At 64.3% G+C, this 15,640-nt stretch carries 14 protein-coding genes and 3 tRNA genes; 2 read left to right on the plus strand and 15 right to left on the minus strand.

The window, feature by feature from the left end; all coding sequences use genetic code 11:
• Positions 1-668: 668 nt before the first annotated feature.
• From BGI27_RS00700 to BGI27_RS00725, 6 genes are all read right to left on the minus strand, one after another.
• Positions 669-744: transfer RNA gene (locus BGI27_RS00700), tRNA-His, on the minus strand.
• Between the two features lie 69 nt (positions 745-813).
• A tRNA-Arg gene (locus BGI27_RS00705) sits at positions 814-890 on the minus strand.
• A gap of 56 nt (positions 891-946) precedes the next feature.
• Positions 947-1,023 (minus strand) — tRNA-Pro (locus BGI27_RS00710).
• A gap of 60 nt (positions 1,024-1,083) precedes the next feature.
• On the minus strand, positions 1,084-1,410 hold the full coding sequence (locus BGI27_RS00715) for a helix-turn-helix domain-containing protein (protein ID WP_095523018.1): 327 nt from the start codon (positions 1,408-1,410) through the stop codon (positions 1,084-1,086).
• Positions 1,411-1,492: 82 nt separating this feature from the next.
• Positions 1,493-2,086, minus strand: coding sequence for an IMPACT family protein (locus BGI27_RS00720; protein WP_095523019.1), 594 nt, complete (start codon positions 2,084-2,086; stop codon positions 1,493-1,495).
• 36 nt (positions 2,087-2,122) lie between these two features.
• Positions 2,123-3,025, minus strand: coding sequence for a LysR family transcriptional regulator (locus BGI27_RS00725; RefSeq protein WP_223871505.1), 903 nt, complete (start codon positions 3,023-3,025; stop codon positions 2,123-2,125).
• A 112-nt stretch (positions 3,026-3,137) separates the two neighbouring features.
• Between BGI27_RS00725 and argC the strand changes: the two genes are divergently transcribed.
• Positions 3,138-4,079 (plus strand): N-acetyl-gamma-glutamyl-phosphate reductase, encoded by a 942-nt coding sequence (gene argC / locus BGI27_RS00730; RefSeq protein ID WP_223871506.1) that lies wholly within the window; start codon positions 3,138-3,140, stop codon positions 4,077-4,079.
• Here argC and BGI27_RS00735 read toward each other — a convergent pair.
• The 5 genes from BGI27_RS00735 to BGI27_RS00755 are packed head-to-tail and all read right to left on the minus strand — an operon-like array spanning position 4,076 to position 8,733.
• On the minus strand, positions 4,076-5,128 hold the full coding sequence (locus tag BGI27_RS00735; RefSeq protein ID WP_095523020.1) for an ABC transporter substrate-binding protein: 1,053 nt from the start codon (positions 5,126-5,128) through the stop codon (positions 4,076-4,078). The two genes, argC and BGI27_RS00735, sit on opposite strands and share 4 nt — an antisense overlap.
• Before the next feature lie 11 nt (positions 5,129-5,139).
• A complete protein-coding gene (locus BGI27_RS00740; protein WP_095523021.1) occupies positions 5,140-5,880 on the minus strand; it encodes an ABC transporter ATP-binding protein in 741 nt (246 codons plus the stop codon).
• A 5-nt stretch (positions 5,881-5,885) separates the two neighbouring features.
• Positions 5,886-6,641, minus strand: coding sequence for an ABC transporter permease (locus BGI27_RS00745; protein WP_095523022.1), 756 nt, complete (start codon positions 6,639-6,641; stop codon positions 5,886-5,888).
• 13 nt (positions 6,642-6,654) lie between these two features.
• Positions 6,655-7,623 carry an aliphatic sulfonate ABC transporter substrate-binding protein gene (locus tag BGI27_RS00750; protein ID WP_095523023.1) on the minus strand — a complete coding sequence of 323 codons (969 nt, stop codon included), beginning with the start codon at positions 7,621-7,623 and terminating at the stop codon, positions 6,655-6,657.
• 33 nt (positions 7,624-7,656) lie between these two features.
• Positions 7,657-8,733 (minus strand): ABC transporter substrate-binding protein, encoded by a 1,077-nt coding sequence (locus BGI27_RS00755; protein ID WP_095523024.1) that lies wholly within the window; start codon positions 8,731-8,733, stop codon positions 7,657-7,659.
• Between the two features lie 397 nt (positions 8,734-9,130).
• Here BGI27_RS00755 and BGI27_RS00760 point away from each other — a divergent pair, with 397 nt between their 5' ends.
• The gene (locus BGI27_RS00760) at positions 9,131-10,753 is read left to right on the plus strand and encodes a methyl-accepting chemotaxis protein (RefSeq protein ID WP_170943000.1); all 1,623 of its coding nucleotides are present in this window, start codon (positions 9,131-9,133) and stop codon (positions 10,751-10,753) included.
• A gap of 509 nt (positions 10,754-11,262) precedes the next feature.
• On the opposite strand, the gene BGI27_RS00765 is transcribed toward BGI27_RS00760, so the two are convergent.
• The 4 genes from BGI27_RS00765 to BGI27_RS00780 all read right to left on the minus strand — a co-directional run bounded on the left by BGI27_RS00765 (position 11,263) and on the right by BGI27_RS00780 (position 15,614).
• A complete protein-coding gene (locus tag BGI27_RS00765) occupies positions 11,263-12,222 on the minus strand; it encodes a metal ABC transporter solute-binding protein, Zn/Mn family (RefSeq protein ID WP_095523026.1) in 960 nt (319 codons plus the stop codon).
• Positions 12,223-12,226: 4 nt separating this feature from the next.
• Positions 12,227-13,096 carry a metal ABC transporter permease gene (locus BGI27_RS00770; protein ID WP_095523027.1) on the minus strand — a complete coding sequence of 290 codons (870 nt, stop codon included), beginning with the start codon at positions 13,094-13,096 and terminating at the stop codon, positions 12,227-12,229.
• A gap of 2 nt (positions 13,097-13,098) precedes the next feature.
• Positions 13,099-13,923 carry a zinc ABC transporter ATP-binding protein AztA gene (aztA, locus tag BGI27_RS00775; RefSeq protein ID WP_095523028.1) on the minus strand — a complete coding sequence of 275 codons (825 nt, stop codon included), beginning with the start codon at positions 13,921-13,923 and terminating at the stop codon, positions 13,099-13,101.
• Between the two features lie 275 nt (positions 13,924-14,198).
• The gene (locus BGI27_RS00780) at positions 14,199-15,614 is read right to left on the minus strand and encodes an aminotransferase-like domain-containing protein (RefSeq protein ID WP_095523029.1); all 1,416 of its coding nucleotides are present in this window, start codon (positions 15,612-15,614) and stop codon (positions 14,199-14,201) included.
• Positions 15,615-15,640: the final 26 nt, after the last annotated feature.

Consider the following 15,640-nt stretch of genomic DNA (forward strand, 5'->3'; position numbering starts at 1 on the left):
ATGTCTCCGATAGACTATGAAAAACAGTATTTCATGAAGCTCGGGGCTGTCTAGGAAACCCGGGGCGATTCAGAAGCGCCACATAGCCTCATGTATCCTATCACATAAATATATGTGAATCCGTGGCAAACAACCGAGTCTAATCACCACGCGGAAAAGAAGGCCGCCCAGATCTTTGGCCAAGGAACCTTGGTCGACGACATTGCCGCAGCGCCCGCGATCAGTACCAATCGGACATCCCTCGACACCAGAGCCCAAAGGCGCTCGCGATCATTTCGGAATGCGCAGTAAGGACTACTTACGGCCTGCTCTCCCCCTCCCTTTTCTCTTGTCGCCATTATCGACCTCCAGCGGTACATAGGCTTGCAAAGCCTACTCCCTGAACCCCCGACGATTTTTCTTGTCTTTGTTGGCTGTCAGCCAATCATTGACATCCTTGGCGTCCCACCTAGGACTCCCGCCAACATTCAATGCTGGCTCAGGAAATGGAGTGAGGCCCACGGTCGGCGAAGAAAAGCGTCTGGTCCGTTTCTGGTCCAGCCTTTCGACGCTAAATGCCGAACGAATGCATCGCCCGCGCTGATCAGCCTACAGGGTAGAGCCCCCCCGAAATCCTGGCTCAGAAAGGAAAACGGCCCTGTGATCACTCACAGGGCCGTTCTGAATTTTGGGGCGACATACCGGGTTCGAACCGGTGACCACTGGAATCACAATCCAGTGCTCTACCAACTGAGCTAATGCCGCCGCCGAAACGGGTGTTGCAGAGGGCTGCAACGAATTCTGTACTGCGCCGTACCACATACTGCCATGCTGTGGCCTGCCCGAAGGGAATCGAACCCCTAACCTACGGCTTAGAAGGCCGTTGCTCTATCCAGTTGAGCTACGGGCAGATCCTTCATGAGCAGGTCCCCGGACAATGCCGACCAGGTCGCTGACTTTGGAACCTTGGTCGGGGCGAGAGGATTCGAACCTCCGACATCTTGCTCCCAAAGCAAGCGCGCTACCGGGCTGCGCTACGCCCCGAGGGAGCGAGATTATTGCAAGACACCGCGAAAGAGTAAAGCGCTTTTTGTGTGTCCTGCTTCAGGCCGCGGCACATGCCTCGGGCATCGGCCTGCGGTTCAGCACCGGGGCATGCGCGGCAGACGGCAGCGGCCGTTGCGCAGGTTGTTCCATGCTGACGCCGGAAGGCGCCACCAGCACCAGCTCGGCTTCCATTGCACGCAACACCCGCAGCAAGCGGGCCAGACTCACTACGGAGGGGTCGGCCTCAAGCTGCGCATAGGCTTGCTGCGTCATGCCCAGCCGTTCGGCCATGGCCTTCTGCGTCAGACGCTGCCCCTTGCGAAAGCCTTTGAGGATGGAGGCCAATTGCTCCAGCTGGTCCAATCCGGTGATCTTGTACGACATCTGCGCGCTCCCGTGTGTTCGCATGAACATGGGAGCTAACGCGCGACCCCGCGCGCAGGATGACGACGACGGACGGACGGCGCTATTCGGCCGTCTCCAGCCACTGGATACGCCCTTGCCCGGACGCGCTCAGCTGAGCCATGAAGGGAGCCGCCTGAACCTCCGGCAAGGTAATCGAAAAGGTCACCGCCTGGCCGTGGCGCACTTCCGCGAGCGTCGCCCCGGCCGCATCGATGCCGCGCCTGATCATTCCTTCCAGTGAATACGGCGCTTCACAGCACAGCGTGCACAAGCGGATGAGCGGCACCTTCTGCGCGGTACGCAGCGGCTGGGCGACAGCATCGGTGTAGGCGCGCACCAACCCGCCCGCTCCCAGCTTCACGCCACCGTAGTAGCGCACCACGGTGGCCAGCACGCCCTCCAGTTCCTGCAACCGCAGCACCTCCAGCATGGGCCGCCCCGCGGTGCCACCGGGTTCGCCATCGTCCACGGCAGCGGAGTCTCCGCCAGCGAGCAAAGCCCAGCATACGTGCGCAGCGCCCGGGTGCTGGGCCCACAGAGCCGCCACGATCTTCTGCGCCGTGGCCCGATCCGCCACGGGCTGCACGCAGCCAAGAAAGCGGCTCTTCTTGATCACGAGTTCGCAATCCACGGGCGTGGCAATGCTGTAGGGCATGGAAAAACGGAAGAAGACGCAATCGGGAACGCGATTCTACGCTTGCCGCCAATCACCCTTCCCGGGAGCTCTCGCGCAGGACGTCCAGCACGTGGCGCGTAGCCACTTCGGCATGCGCTGCCGGATAAGCCAAGCCAAGCTCACGCCACAAGGGCGGTTGCAATGGCCGCACAACCAGGTGTGGATCCGCCATCGCGAATCTCCCTCCTGTGGCAGCAGCGTCGCACCAAACCCCGCGCCCACAAAACTGCGGATCGCATCGTTGAAGTTGAGCTGGATGCGTGCCTGCGGGAATTCGCCCGCAGCGGCGAACCATTCCGTGCACAGCCGGTGCAGATGCGTGCTCGCGTCGTTGAGGATCAGGGGCTGGGTGGCGAGCCAGGCCGGGCTTGCCGTGTCCGGAATGTCCCATCCCGCAGGCAGGAAGGCCATCACGGGATCCCGCCGCCAGGGCTCGACGCACACCTGCCGCACAGGCGCCTGCGGCAGGGCAACCAGACCGATCTCCAGCGTACCGGCAGCCAGTCTGGCGATGCTCTCCCGCGACGTCAGGATCTCCACCTGTACCTCGATGCCGGGATGCCGCACGTGGAGCAGCTTCAACGCCCCGGGCAGCAGATGCGCCACGGCGCCGGTAGATGCCCCCAGGCGCACGCGCCCAGCCAGCCCTTGAGCCTGACGCTGCGCGGAGAGCAGAGCCTGTTCGGCCTCCAGCAACAATCGCCGGGCCCGCTCGATGAGGAATTCACCCACAGGTGTGGGCCTCACCTCGCCACGCTTGCGGGACAACAGGCGTGCGCCAACACGCGTCTCCAGTTCGGCCACGTGCAGGCTCACCGTGGGCGGAGCCAGATGCAGCAGATCGGCAGCACGGGCGAAGGACCCCAGTTCGGCCACCGCCACCAGGGTGCGCAGGCGATCCAGGCTGACTTCACGCATGGGTTTTCCCGATTCAGAAAATTCGAATTATGCGCTCATGAAATTCAACTTTTCATCATCACACCAGGATCGCAAGATCAGCCCTCCACACTACAACGCGAGGATTTCCGCGATGACCAGCCCCATCATCTTCATCGATGGCGACCAGGGCACCACCGGCCTGCAGATACACGCCCACCTCGACGGTCGCCCGGACCTGCACCTGCTCACGCTGCCGGAGACCCGGCGCAAGGATCCCGCCGCGCGTGCCGAAGCGCTCAATGCCTGCGATATCGCCATCCTCTGCCTGCCGGACGACGCTGCCCGCGAAGCGGTCTCCTTCATCACCGCACCGCATGTCCGGGTGATCGATGCCAGCAGCGCCCATCGCACCTGCACAGGCTGGGTCTATGGCTTTCCCGAGATGGCGACGGAGCAGGCTGCACGCATCGCTCAAGCCACGCGCGTCAGCAATCCCGGCTGTTACCCCACGGGCGCCATCGGCCTGCTGCGGCCATTGCGCGAAGCCGGCCTGCTGTCGGCCGACCACCCGCTGAGCATCCACGCAGTTTCTGGCTATTCGGGCGGCGGACGTCCTGCCGTGGAAGCCTTCGAAGGAACGAGTGGCGGCCAGCCACCGGGTCTGCGCCTGTATGGCCTGCAGCTCGCGCACAAGCATCCGCCCGAAATTCGCCACTACTGCGGACTCTCGCGCCTGCCGCTATTTGTGCCGGCTTATGCAGCCTATCGCCAGGGCATCGTGCTCAGCATCCCGCTGCATCGCGACCTGCTGCCTGCAGTCAGTGATGCCGCCCGCCTGCACGACTGCCTGGCCACGCATTACGCGAACGCAGGTGCTGTCGCCCACGGCCGCCCGCCAGCTGTCCCATCTCGATCCGCAGGCCTGCAATGGCAGCAACCGCATGCGACTGGCGGTCTTCGAAAATGCCGATGCCGGCCAGATCCTGCTCACGGCCGTGTTCGACAACCTCGGCAAGGGAGCCGCCAGCGCAGCCGTGCAGAACCTGCAACTGATGCTGGGTGGCGGTGTTTCCTAGGGGCTGGCGGCCCCTAGGCTGCGCGCACTTCGGCCAACCTGGACTGTGCCGTCGCCAGCGGCTCGGGCGCCAGCCATTCTTCCAGCGGCACCACGCGGTCGATGAAGCCATGGCGGTGGAGGAACTCGTTCTGGCCTGCCAGGGCTTGCAGCAATGCAGGTGCCAATGACGGCGCCAATACCTGGTGGAAGTGCTCGCCAAAGATGTCAGGCACCAGTTCCTCGGCGTTGCCACTTTCCGCTGCGGTGATCCTGATCGCCATTTCCCGCGTCGTCCGCGCCAGTTCGGCAGCCTCCAGCAAGGCCGTCAGCAGTGCGGTGACGGCATCGGAATGGTCGCGCAGGAATTCGCCGCTGACCGTGAGCGCCAGCAAGGATGAGTTGTTGATACGCGCTTCGGGCGGATGGCTGCGCGTCAGGTCGGCCAGTACACGCAAGCCCAGCACCTGCTGCAAGGCGATGCCATAATGCGCTGGCGAATAGATGGCATCGACGGAGCCGGCCAGCAGAGCCCGCCCTTCCCGGGTCTGGCTGGAAAGCGTCTGCCGCGCCGCGCCGGGCGGGCTGAGCAGGTCCGGACGGCTGGCTCGTTCGGCAAACGCAGCGGCGTCGATGGGGATCTCCACCAGCGTCACGTCATCCAGCGACAGCCCCACCGTGGCGAGCAGATCGTGATAGCCCTTGAGCACCGTGGCGCGCCAGAAATCGATCGGATAGTTCGGGCGTACCGGCAAGGCCAGGCGCTTGCCCTTGAGATCCGCCACGTCCTGGATGTCGTCGCGCTCCACCAGCAGCAACTGGCGCTCATCCGTCCAGCTCAGCCCGAGCAGGCGCACATCGCGCCCGGCGGCACGCGACCACAGCGGTGGAATGTGGCCGCCCTGGCGCGTCATGTCAGGCAGGGCATGCGTGAAATGCGCGAGCCGGAAGGACGCGTCCGCGACGTGGCGCAGGGATTGCGGCGCCACGCCGAAGGCGGCCAGGTGGCGGGCCAGGATGCCCGAGTGCACGGCCAGCGAAAAAGCGGTGGGCAAGGGGCAACGAGTGAACCAGAGCGGTGTGCTCATGCGATGTCCTTTCAGGCGGCCTGGCGCCGCGAAGAAGGCAGCAGATCTTCAAGCAACAAGGCCTTCAGTGCCGCGAACCGGGTGGAGCTGCGATCCCGCGGCCGGGGCAGGTCGACAGCCAGATCGCGCTGCAGACTGGCAGGCGGCCCCCGGAACACCAGGATGCGATCTGACAGCACCAGCGCCTCTTCGATGTCATGCGTGATCAGCAGGATGGCCGGCCCTTCGTCGCCCACGATCTCCAGCAGGTGCTCCTGCATGCGGATGCGCGTCAGCGGATCGAGTGCACCAAAGGGTTCGTCGAGCAACAGCAGCGCAGGCTCGCCGACCAATGCACGTGCAAGCCCCACGCGCTGTGCCATGCCGCCGGAGAGCTGCTTGGGCAAGGCATGCGCGAATTGACTCAGACCAACCTTGGCGAGCGTTGCCTGCACCGCCTGCTCACGCCGCTCGGCCGGCCAGTCCCACACGGCCAGCGCGATGTTCTGTGCCACATCCAGCCAGGGCATCAGGCGCGGCTCCTGGAAGGCGACACTGACCCTCGGGTCCGGCCCGGTGATGGCCTGCCCGTCCAGCGTGATGCTGCCGGCACTGGCCTGCTCCAGGCCAGCGATCAAACGCAGCAAGGTACTTTTACCGCAGCCGCTGGGGCCGATCACCGAGAGGATCCGCTCAGCGCCGCTGCTGAAACTCACCGGCCCCAGAGCCGCGAAGTCACCGAAGGATTTCCTCAGACCGGATACCTGGATCATGCGGTTCACTCCTGCGGCAGGGTGTCCTGCCAGCGCAAGGTTCGGTTGGCGATGCGGGCGATCAACCAGTCGGTGCTCTTGCCCGCCAGGGCGAAGATGATCATGCAGGCCATCACCACGTGCGGGCGTCCGGTCATCTCGCCATCGAGCAGCACGTAGCCGACACCGCTGGAGGCTCCGAGCAGTTCCGCCGCCACCACCACCAGCCAGGCTACGCCCATCGACTGGCGTAACCCCACGAACAGGAAGGGCAAGGCCTGCGGCAGCAGCACGCGCTGCACCAGCAGACGCCCCTTGAGGCGATAGACCTGGCCGACCTCGATCAGCTTGCGATCCGCGCGCACGATGCCCGACATGAAATTCAGATAGGTCGGAAAGAACGCCGCCTTGGCGATCAATGCGACCTTCGAACCTTCGTCGATACCCAGCCAGAGAATGAACAGCGGCACCCAGGCCAGCCCCGGGATCGTGCGTAGCGCTTGCAGGATGGGGTCCAGCAATGCGCGCTGCGCGGAAACGCCAAGGTTGTCGGCCAGTTTTCCGGATGCGGCCATGTCCGCCAGCTCACCCAGTACCTGCGTCGGTGCGGGCAGCAAGGTGGGGTCGACCAGCGCCTGCCGGCTGATGAACTGCCACACCAGCAGGATCAGCGCGGGTACTACCCAGGGCAGCGCAGCGCGCCAGCCGATACCGGCTCCGGCGCCTGCCGCGCGGCCCACGCTACCTTCCGGGCGAAACCATCTGAGCAACAGTTCGGACATGGCAGACGTTCCCTCAACGGGCCGGCGTGAACACGCCTGGATCCAGCGTCGCCTTCACCACCGCAGCCACATCGGTGTTCGCGGGGATGGAGCCATTCTTGCGATAGAACTCGCCCCAGGCCGCCAGCGTCTTCGCATCCTTGGGCAGCAGCTCGGGATGCTCCAGACGACTGCGCTCGAATGCACGTTGCGCCGCCGCCAGCTCGATCTTCGACTGTTCGGCGAACACCTTGACCGAATCCGCCTCGTTCTGCAGGCTGAAACGGCGTGCCCGGTCAAAACCGGCCAGCACGGCCTTCACCACATCCGGATAGTTGGCGAGGAATTCCTCACGCACGTCGATGCCGCCGCCCCCCGCCAGATCCGGGTCAGCAAACAGCACGCGCGCACCGCTCTGCACTTCGGCGATGGCCCAGTCCGGGTCCAGTCCGGCCCAGGCCTCCACCTTGCCGGTCACCAGTACCAGCCTGCCCTGGGGATGCTGCAGGCTGACGATCTCGACGTCCTTCTCGCTCAGGCCATGCTTGTCCAGCGCGGCGATCAACGAGATGTAGGGGCCGGTGCCCGGCGTAGCGGCGATCTTCTTGCCCTTCAGATCGGTGACGCTGCGATAGGTGGCATCCTTGCGGACCAGGATGGGCGAGCCGGTATCGTTGCGCGAAGTCCAGTAGACGTACTTGATCGGCGTGCCGTTGGCGCGTGCCAGGAATGCCGAAGCAGCGCTAGAAGGGCCGATATCCAGGCTCTTGCCGCGCAGGAATTCGATGGTCTTGTTGCTACCCAGCGACTCCACCCATTTCACGCTGATACCCTGCGGCGCCAGCGCTTCCTCGATCCAGCCCTTCTCCTTGGCGACCAACGTCTCGGGAACGATCTTGGTGAAACCGACGCGTACTTCCTTGAGTGGCTCGGCGCCCTGCGCGGCAAGGCTCAGACCACCGAGGGCAAGAGCGGCGAAAACGAAACTGCGAAAATTCTTCATGTCGGACGACCTCTTGTTGGGTGCAATGCCTGATCACGCGGCCAGACTGGCCAGCGCTTGTTCGAGATAACCGGGGCGGGCCCATTCGCGGATGCTGAAATCATTGCGGATGTAGCCACGCTCCAGCAGGAAACGCTTCTGTATCTCCAGCCCGGCCAGGTTCTGCGCCGAGAGCGTCGGCACGAAGTCGTAGCCGGCAATCAGGCTGGCGATCAGGGCCGGGTCGCGATGTATGGTCACGCGGGCGAATATCTCGGCCGCCGCAGCGCGGTTGGCATTGATCCAGCGCCCGGCGCGGATCGCCGCCCGCAGGAAGGCGATGACGACCTCCGGATGCGCTTCGGCAAAATCAGCATTCACCGCCGTGGTGAAAGGCGCATTGGCCACGTTGAGCGTCCAGTCCGGATGACGGGAGAGATCCTCGATCACGGTGAATTCACCGCTGGCCACCAGGCTGGCAGCACGCGTCTCATGCCCGTAGACGGCATCCACACGACCTTCGCGCAAAGCCTGCAGATCGGCCCCCGCCGTCTGCGGCGTGCTCGGGAACTGCTGCCAGAACTCGAATGGCCGCACGGCGGGCTGGAATACCGGGGTATCCGCTTCATCGGTATCGACGATCTCCACATCCTGCTCGCCCAGCCCGGCCAGCTGCAGCGCCAGCAAGATGCCCCGCTGCGCCGTGATGCGCGTGAAATCGATCTTCTCGGTATTCAGGCTGTGGCTCAGCCCGATGCGCCGCCCCTTGAGGTCGGCCACGCGACGGATGCCTGCATCGGCCCGCACGATGATCTTGCCGCCGGTCTGCGTGAAGGTGGAAGCAATCAGGTAGGTGTTGGCGAGATCAGCACGGGCATGGATGGTCGGAATCGCTCCGCCGTCGCGGAACAAGCGGGGCAGCGAGTGGCGGTAATGCGGCAGCCAGCCGGCGTTGTCTGGCAGGCTGCGCAGATACACGGCACTCGCGCCTGCCCGGCGGAATTCCTCATCCAGCCAGCCCAGCTCGACTGCGATGTTGGATGCCACGAAAACCGGGCAGATGGTGTAGTAGGCCTCGATCAGCGTGCCTGATGAGGGGGCGAGGATTTGCTGGTCGGCTTGATTACCCATGCTGCTCTCCATCAGAATCGGAACGGGAGAAGAAGCTTGCGCCTGGGCCATGGAACGCCGGAACTAAGAATATCGGCTATGCACAGCAGCACTGCCATGCATATGCACAGAGCAATCCGATCTATCACTTTCTGCTTAGCCATGCCGCGTTGCTGTAATTGCGGCACTCGCGCTGTATCAAAAAAGAGATAACGGTTATGTGCAGTGCAGCATGAAAATATGACAATAAACTTTTATCCAACCAGGCTTCTGGCCGCACAGCAGGCGCTTTTCTGCCACAGGCCGAGCTTTCGGCGGATCGTCAAAACCTTCCTGAACAGCGCATGACGGCGTTCAAGTCCTGACGGCACTAACCGTAATGTGGTCAATTCGTCACGTGTTGTTGGGAACCGATCTCATGTCTTTGAAAAAATGGACAGTAGCAGGCCGGCTTGGCCTGCTGGTAGCCGGCCTGCTACTGGCCACTTTGCTGGTTGGGCTGGCGAGCTTTATCGAAGGCCGCAGGATGCAGGCCGGCTTCGCTTCGATCTACAACGACAGCATCGTCCCGGTGGATCAGCTCAAGCATGTCTCCGATGCCTACGCCGTAAACATCGTCGATGCGACCCACAAGGTGCTGGACGGCATGATCGGCTCTTCCGTGGCCGTTGAAGGCATCGAAGAAGCGCGCAAGGTCATCAGCACGGAATGGACTGCTTACACGGGCACCAACCTCACCGAAGAAGAAAATGTGCTGGTCGCCAAGGCCGAGGAGCTGATGCCCAAGGCCGACAACGCCGCCAACCGGGCGCTGATGCTGATCCAAAGCAATGACTCCGAGGGACTACGCATGTTCGCCGCGCAGGAACTCTATGCCGCCATCGACCCCATCAGTGCCGTGATCGCTGAGCTGGTCGATCTGCAACTCAAGGAAGCTCAGCGGGACTTCCAGCAGGCCGAGGCTGCCCATGCCCGCAGCACGCTGGTCAACCTGACCCTGCTGGGGCTGGCCGTGGTGCTCGGCACGCTGGCAGGTTACGCCATCATCCGTCAGCTCACACAAGAGCTGGGTGATGAACCGGCTGCCGTGGCACAACTGGCCGCCCGCGTCGCCAAGGGCGACCTGAGCGGAGATATCCGCGTCCGCCGTGGTCTGGAAGGCAGCGTGATGGGTTCGATGGCGGCGATGCACCGCAATCTGCGTGAGCTGGCGCAGGAGCTTCGCGCCAACGCGAACGAAGTGACCTCTTCTGCCCAGGCGCTCACTGGCGTGGCGCAGCAAGTGGCCCACAGCTCGGCCAGCCAGGCCGATGCCTCCTCCGCGATTGCGGCGGCGGTGGAAGAGATGGCCGTCAGCATCGACACCATCGCCGATCACTCGGCACAAGCCAAGGACACATCCGGTACATCTACCGACAGTGCCATCGCCATCCTCGATGGCGTGCGCGCGGACGTCACCCGCATTGCCAGCACCGTCACGGCTTCCTCCACCACGATTGGTGACCTGACCGCCAAGAGCAGCCAGATCGCCGCCGTGGTATCCGTAATCAAGGAAGTCGCGGAACAGACCAATCTGCTGGCGCTGAACGCCGCCATCGAAGCCGCGCGCGCCGGTGAGCAGGGGCGTGGCTTCGCCGTGGTGGCCGACGAGGTGCGCAAGCTCGCCGAACGCACCAGCGCCTCCACAGTGGAGATCGGCCGCGTCGTCGCCTCTATCCGGGAAGCGGGTCAGAGCGCACAGGCACAGATCGAGGAGGCCAGCGCGCTGGCGCAGAGTGGTGCGCAGCGGGCGCAATCCGCCGGTGAGGTCATCCACGATATCCAGATCGCGGCGAGGCAGCTTTCGGAGTTCATCGGCGAGATCGCGAACAGCCTGGCAGAACAACGCCATGCCAGCACGGACATTGCCAACCGCGTCGAATCCGTCTCCCAGATCACGGAAGAGAACAGCGAAGCCGCAAACAACATCCTGAACTCCGCCAACGCCCTGTCACAGAAAGCCGAACAGTTGCAGCAAGCCGCGCGACGCTTCCAGCTTTGAGAGCCTGTTCGGTGTCTTCCAGGCGCCATGAAAACCCAGCCGGAGGATCGGGTGTGCCCACCCGATCCGCTTCAAAGGCGAAAGGCATTGCCTTGCGGATTCCCTCTTCCCGCCCCCTTTGTCAGGGGAGGGAGTCCGCACCGGCACAATTCGCTTTGCGCCTCCCATGACAAGGGCAAGCCGGGATGAGTTTCAGGCAACAATCCAGGCATACCGCTGAATGAGCGTCATCCCGGCGAATGCCGGGATCCAGGCCGGAGGCACAGCCCCTCTGGATTCCGGTTTGCGCCGGAATGACGCTCAATCCTCGACTGGACAGCATTGGCTATCCAATTCATGACGATGAAAAACTGAACAGTCTCCAGGCATCGGCTCCCACGCTCCCCTCAAGCAAGGTTGCCGCCCCCAAGGGGACGCTTTTTTGTCTTGGGACGGCCCGGCGACAAAAAGGCCTGCACGCTGGTGCAGGCCTTTCGCCTTCATGCGTGGCGACCGATGCCGCGCCGGCTTCAGCGTGCCGTGATGGCTTCTGTGAGCAGGCGGGTGTTGTGCCGCATCATGTCGGCATAGGTCGCGGCAGGCGCGCCAGCGGAGAGCGCATCGGAATACAGAGCCCCCGCGGGCTTGAGGCCGGTTTCACGGGCGATTTGCTCGATCAGGCGCGGGTCGGAGATGTTCTCCACGAACAGCGCCTTGATGCCTTCCTGCCGGATCTGGCGCACCAGCTGCGCCACGCCCTTGGCCGAGGCTTCGGCCTCGGTGCTGACCCCCTGCGGCGCCAGGAAGCGCACACCATAGGTCTGGGCGTAGTAGCCAAACGCGTCATGCGAGGTGATCAGCTTGCGCTGCGCTTGCGGAATACGCGCCCAGGCCGCACGGATCTCGCCATCCAGGGTCTGCAGCTTCGCGGTATAGGCTGCGGCGTTGCGCTCATAGCTCGGGCAACCCGCGGCATCGGCAGCACACAGGCCGGCGGCGATGTTCTTCACGTAAAGAATCGCATTCGGCACGCTCTGCCAGGCGTGTGAATCCTGCCCGCCGTGTTCATGATCGTGGTCATGCCCATGCTTGTGATCCTCGTGCCCATGGGCGTGCTTCCCGTCCTCCTCCGCCTCCCCCAGCAGCTTCACGCCCTGGCTCGCCACCACCTGACGCCCCTTGAAGCCGGACGACTTCAGCAGCCGCTCCATCCAGCCCTCGAAACCTGCGCCATTGGCGAACAGCACACGGGCCTGCGCCACGGTGCGGGCATGCGCCGGCGTGGGCTGGAAGACATGCGCATCGGCGCCCGGGCCAGCCAGCACGGCCACCTCGACCCGCTTCCCGCCGACCTGCCTGACCAGATCCCCCAGGATGCTGAAGGTAGCCACAGTCTTCAGTTTCTCCTGGGCCTGCGCCACCGATCCAGACAGGATGAGGCAGGACGCGAACAGTGCGGCCGGCACCGTTTTCAACGAAACATGACGCATGATTTCAAGCCCTCAGATGCTTGGTTTGGCGCAGACGCGCGCACAACAGCCCCTGGCGCCCCAGCACCAGAGACACCAGATAGATCAGCCCCAGGCACAGCACGATGGCCGGGCCGGTGGGCAGATCCGCGTGATAGGAGAGCAGCAGTCCGCCCAGGCTGCCGGCAAAAGCCAGCAGCGCAGAAAGCGACAGCAAGGGGGTGATCTCGCGCACCCAGAAACGCGAGGCGGCTGCCGGCAACACCATGTAGCCCACCGCCATCAAGGTGCCCAGCGCGTGGAAACCGGCCACCAGATTGAGTACCAGCAGTGCCAGGAAGCCGTAGTGCGCCACCGGGCTCCAGCGACTCACCGAGCGCAGGAAACCGGGATCGAGGCATTCCAGCACCAGCGGGCGGAACAGCATCGCCAGCCCCAGCAGGGTCACGCTCGCTACACCACCCAGCAGCCACAGGGCCTCGTCATTGAGCGCCAGCACCGTACCGAACAACACGTGCAGCAGATCCACATTGCTGCCACGCGTGGAGACCAGCAGCACGCCCAGCGCAAGCGAGATCAGATAGAACGAGGCCAGGCTGGTGTCCTCGCGCAGCACCGTGCTGCGGGCTACCAGACCGGAAGCCACCGCCACGGCCAGCCCGGCGATGATGCCGCCGATGGTCATGGCGCCGACCGAGAGCCCCGCGATCAGGTAGCCCAGCGCAGCCCCCGGCAGGATGCCATGCGCCATTGCATCCCCCGTGAGGCTCATGCGGCGCAACATCAGGAACACACCCAACGGCGCCGCGCTCAGCGACAGCGCCAGACTGCCGACCAGCGCGCGCTGCATGAAGCCGAACTCGAACAGGGGCGAAAGGATGCTCAGCAGTGCCATGCTCAGACCTCCTCTCCGGCGTGCACATGTCCATGCGCATGTCCGTGGCGATGATCGTGCGCTTGCACCGTGGCCGCCGGGCCCTCCGGCACTTCGCAGGGTGGCGCTTCATCATCGAATGCTTCGTGCATGCCCATCGAGCGCGCCAGATTGCCCGGGCCAAGCACCTCGGCCGGCGCTCCCCAGGCGATCAGTTCGCGGGCCAGCAGCATGGCGTGCGAAAAATGCGCGCGCGCCTGCGCCAAGTCGTGCAGCACGGCCAGCACCGTACGCCCTTCCGCATGCCAGCGATGCAGCAGTTTCAGCAAATCCTCGGTGGTCCGCGCGTCGATGGCCGTGAAGGGCTCGTCGAGCAGGATCACGGGGGCATCCTGCAACAGCAGGCGCGCAAACAACGCGCGCTGGAACTGCCCACCGGACAGCGTATCGATGGTGCGGCCCGCGAAGCCCTGCAGGCCCACGGACTCCAGCGCATGATGGCAGCGCTCGCGCTGCGCGCGGTCGAGCCCTCCCAGTGCCCCCGTCTCATGCCACAGGCCGAAGGCCACCATGTCCAGCACATTGATCGGAAAGCTGCGATCCATCTCGGCGTGCTGCGGCAGATAGGCCACGCGCTGTCCCCTCAGCCCGTGCACCTGCCCCTGCAATGGCTTCTTGAGCCCCGCCAGCGCCTTCACCAGCGTGGACTTGCCGGCGCCATTCGGCCCCACCACCGCCACCAGTCCGCCCGCTGGAATTTCCAGCGAAACGTGATGCACCACGGGATGACGCTCGTAGCCCAGCGTCAGGTTTTCCAGCCGGATCGCCGGCCCGCAAACGACGCTCATGCCATGGCCCCCAGCAAGGCAAGCCAGAGCAGGAGGCAGGCGCCAAGCACGAGCACCACACGCAACAGGGCTGAGCGCTGCAAGGCGCTGGAACGGGAAGGATCAGGCTTCATGGGAAAGGCAGGAATGCCGAAGGTTATTTGCAACACTGTTGCAACAGGGTGCGGATCATAACGCAACACGATTGCAAAAGCAGCCCTCTGGAAGCACCGCCCTTCTCGATGCATGCACCTCCGGACCCGCCCCTTTCAGACAGGTGCTCCCCGAACCGGAGACTACCCGGCAGCGTCCAGCACACGCGACAGGAAACGCTCGAGGCGTACGTCGCCGGCATAGGCCACGTTCAGGCGCAGCCAGGAAGACGCCTGCCCCTGCGGACGGAAAAGCGTACCCGGGGCCAGGATGATGCCTTCTTTGGCGGCCCGGGCGGCCAGAGGTACGGCATCTTCCACGCCAGGGATGCGCACCCAAAGGAAGACGCCACCCTCCGGCGAAATGAAGGGCGACAGACCGGTCTTGTCCGCCAGGCGCAACGCGCGGGCGCCGGCTTCGCTCAGGCGGTTGCGCAGGCGCTCGACATACTTGCGGTAATGCCCTTCGGTGAGCATGCGATAGATCAGCGCTTCGGCCGTCGCCGGCGTGGTCATCGAGATCAGCACCTTGATATTGGTGAGCGCCTCCGCAATGTCCGGCCGCGCCGCGATGTAGCCAACGCGCAGATCGCCGGAGAGCGTCTTGGAAAAGCTGCTGATGTAGATCACACGGTCGAGCTGGTCCAGTGCGGCCAGCCGGGTGGTCACGCCAGGGTGGAGATCGCAGTAGGTATCGTCCTCCACGATGTGGAAGTCATGCCGCGCCGCACACTGCAGGATGCGATAGGCATTGGCCGGAGAAAGGCAGGCGCCCGTCGGGTTGTGTAGCACCGACTGGGTGAAATACACCTTCGGCTTGTGCTCGGCGGCCAGGCGTTCGAGCTCGACCGGATCCGGCCCCTCGGGCGTCCAGGGTACGCCGATGAGGCGTGCGCCATGCAGGCGCAGCAGGCCAAACAGGGAGAAATAGCCCGGATCATCGACCAGCACGGCGTCACCGCGTCGCACGTAATGGTGGATCGCCATGTCCAGCGCCTGGGTAGCGCCCAGAGTCAGCACGATCTGCGTCGGCTGTGCCGCGATCCCCAGCTCTCCAAGCCTGAACGGCAGATGCTGGCGCAGCGGCAGATAGCCTTGCGGGCTGCCATAGTCGGCGAACTTGCTGCCTTCATCACGCAGCATGGCACGCATCTGACGGCGCAAGCCATCCTCGTCCATCCAGCTGTGCGGCAGCCAGCCCGCACTGGCGCGCAGGCCCTCGGCACCGGCATCCAGTGCCTGCCGCATCAACCAGGCGGCATCCAGCGCTGCCTCAGGCACTTCGGGTGCCGCCGCGGCCGAGGCTGCGGCGGGAAGACTGCGATTCGCCACATAGAAACCTGAGCCCCGGCGTGACTGCACGTAGCCCTGGGCCACCAGACGGTCATAGGCCTCGACCACGGTAAAACGGCTGACACGATGGGCCTCCGCGAATTGGCGGATGGCTGACAGCCGGGCGCCCGGGCGCAACACCCGATCCTCGATCTGGCCGCGCACGGCCTGCACGATCTGGTCAACGAGAGGTACGGTGCTGTCGGGCGCGAGGCTGATCTGCAACATGGCCGGGTTTTCCTGGCAAGCCTGTG

Origin of the sequence: Candidatus Dactylopiibacterium carminicum, from assembly GCF_014736495.1 — a bacterium.
GTDB lineage: Bacteria > Pseudomonadota > Gammaproteobacteria > Burkholderiales > Rhodocyclaceae > Uliginosibacterium > Uliginosibacterium carminicum.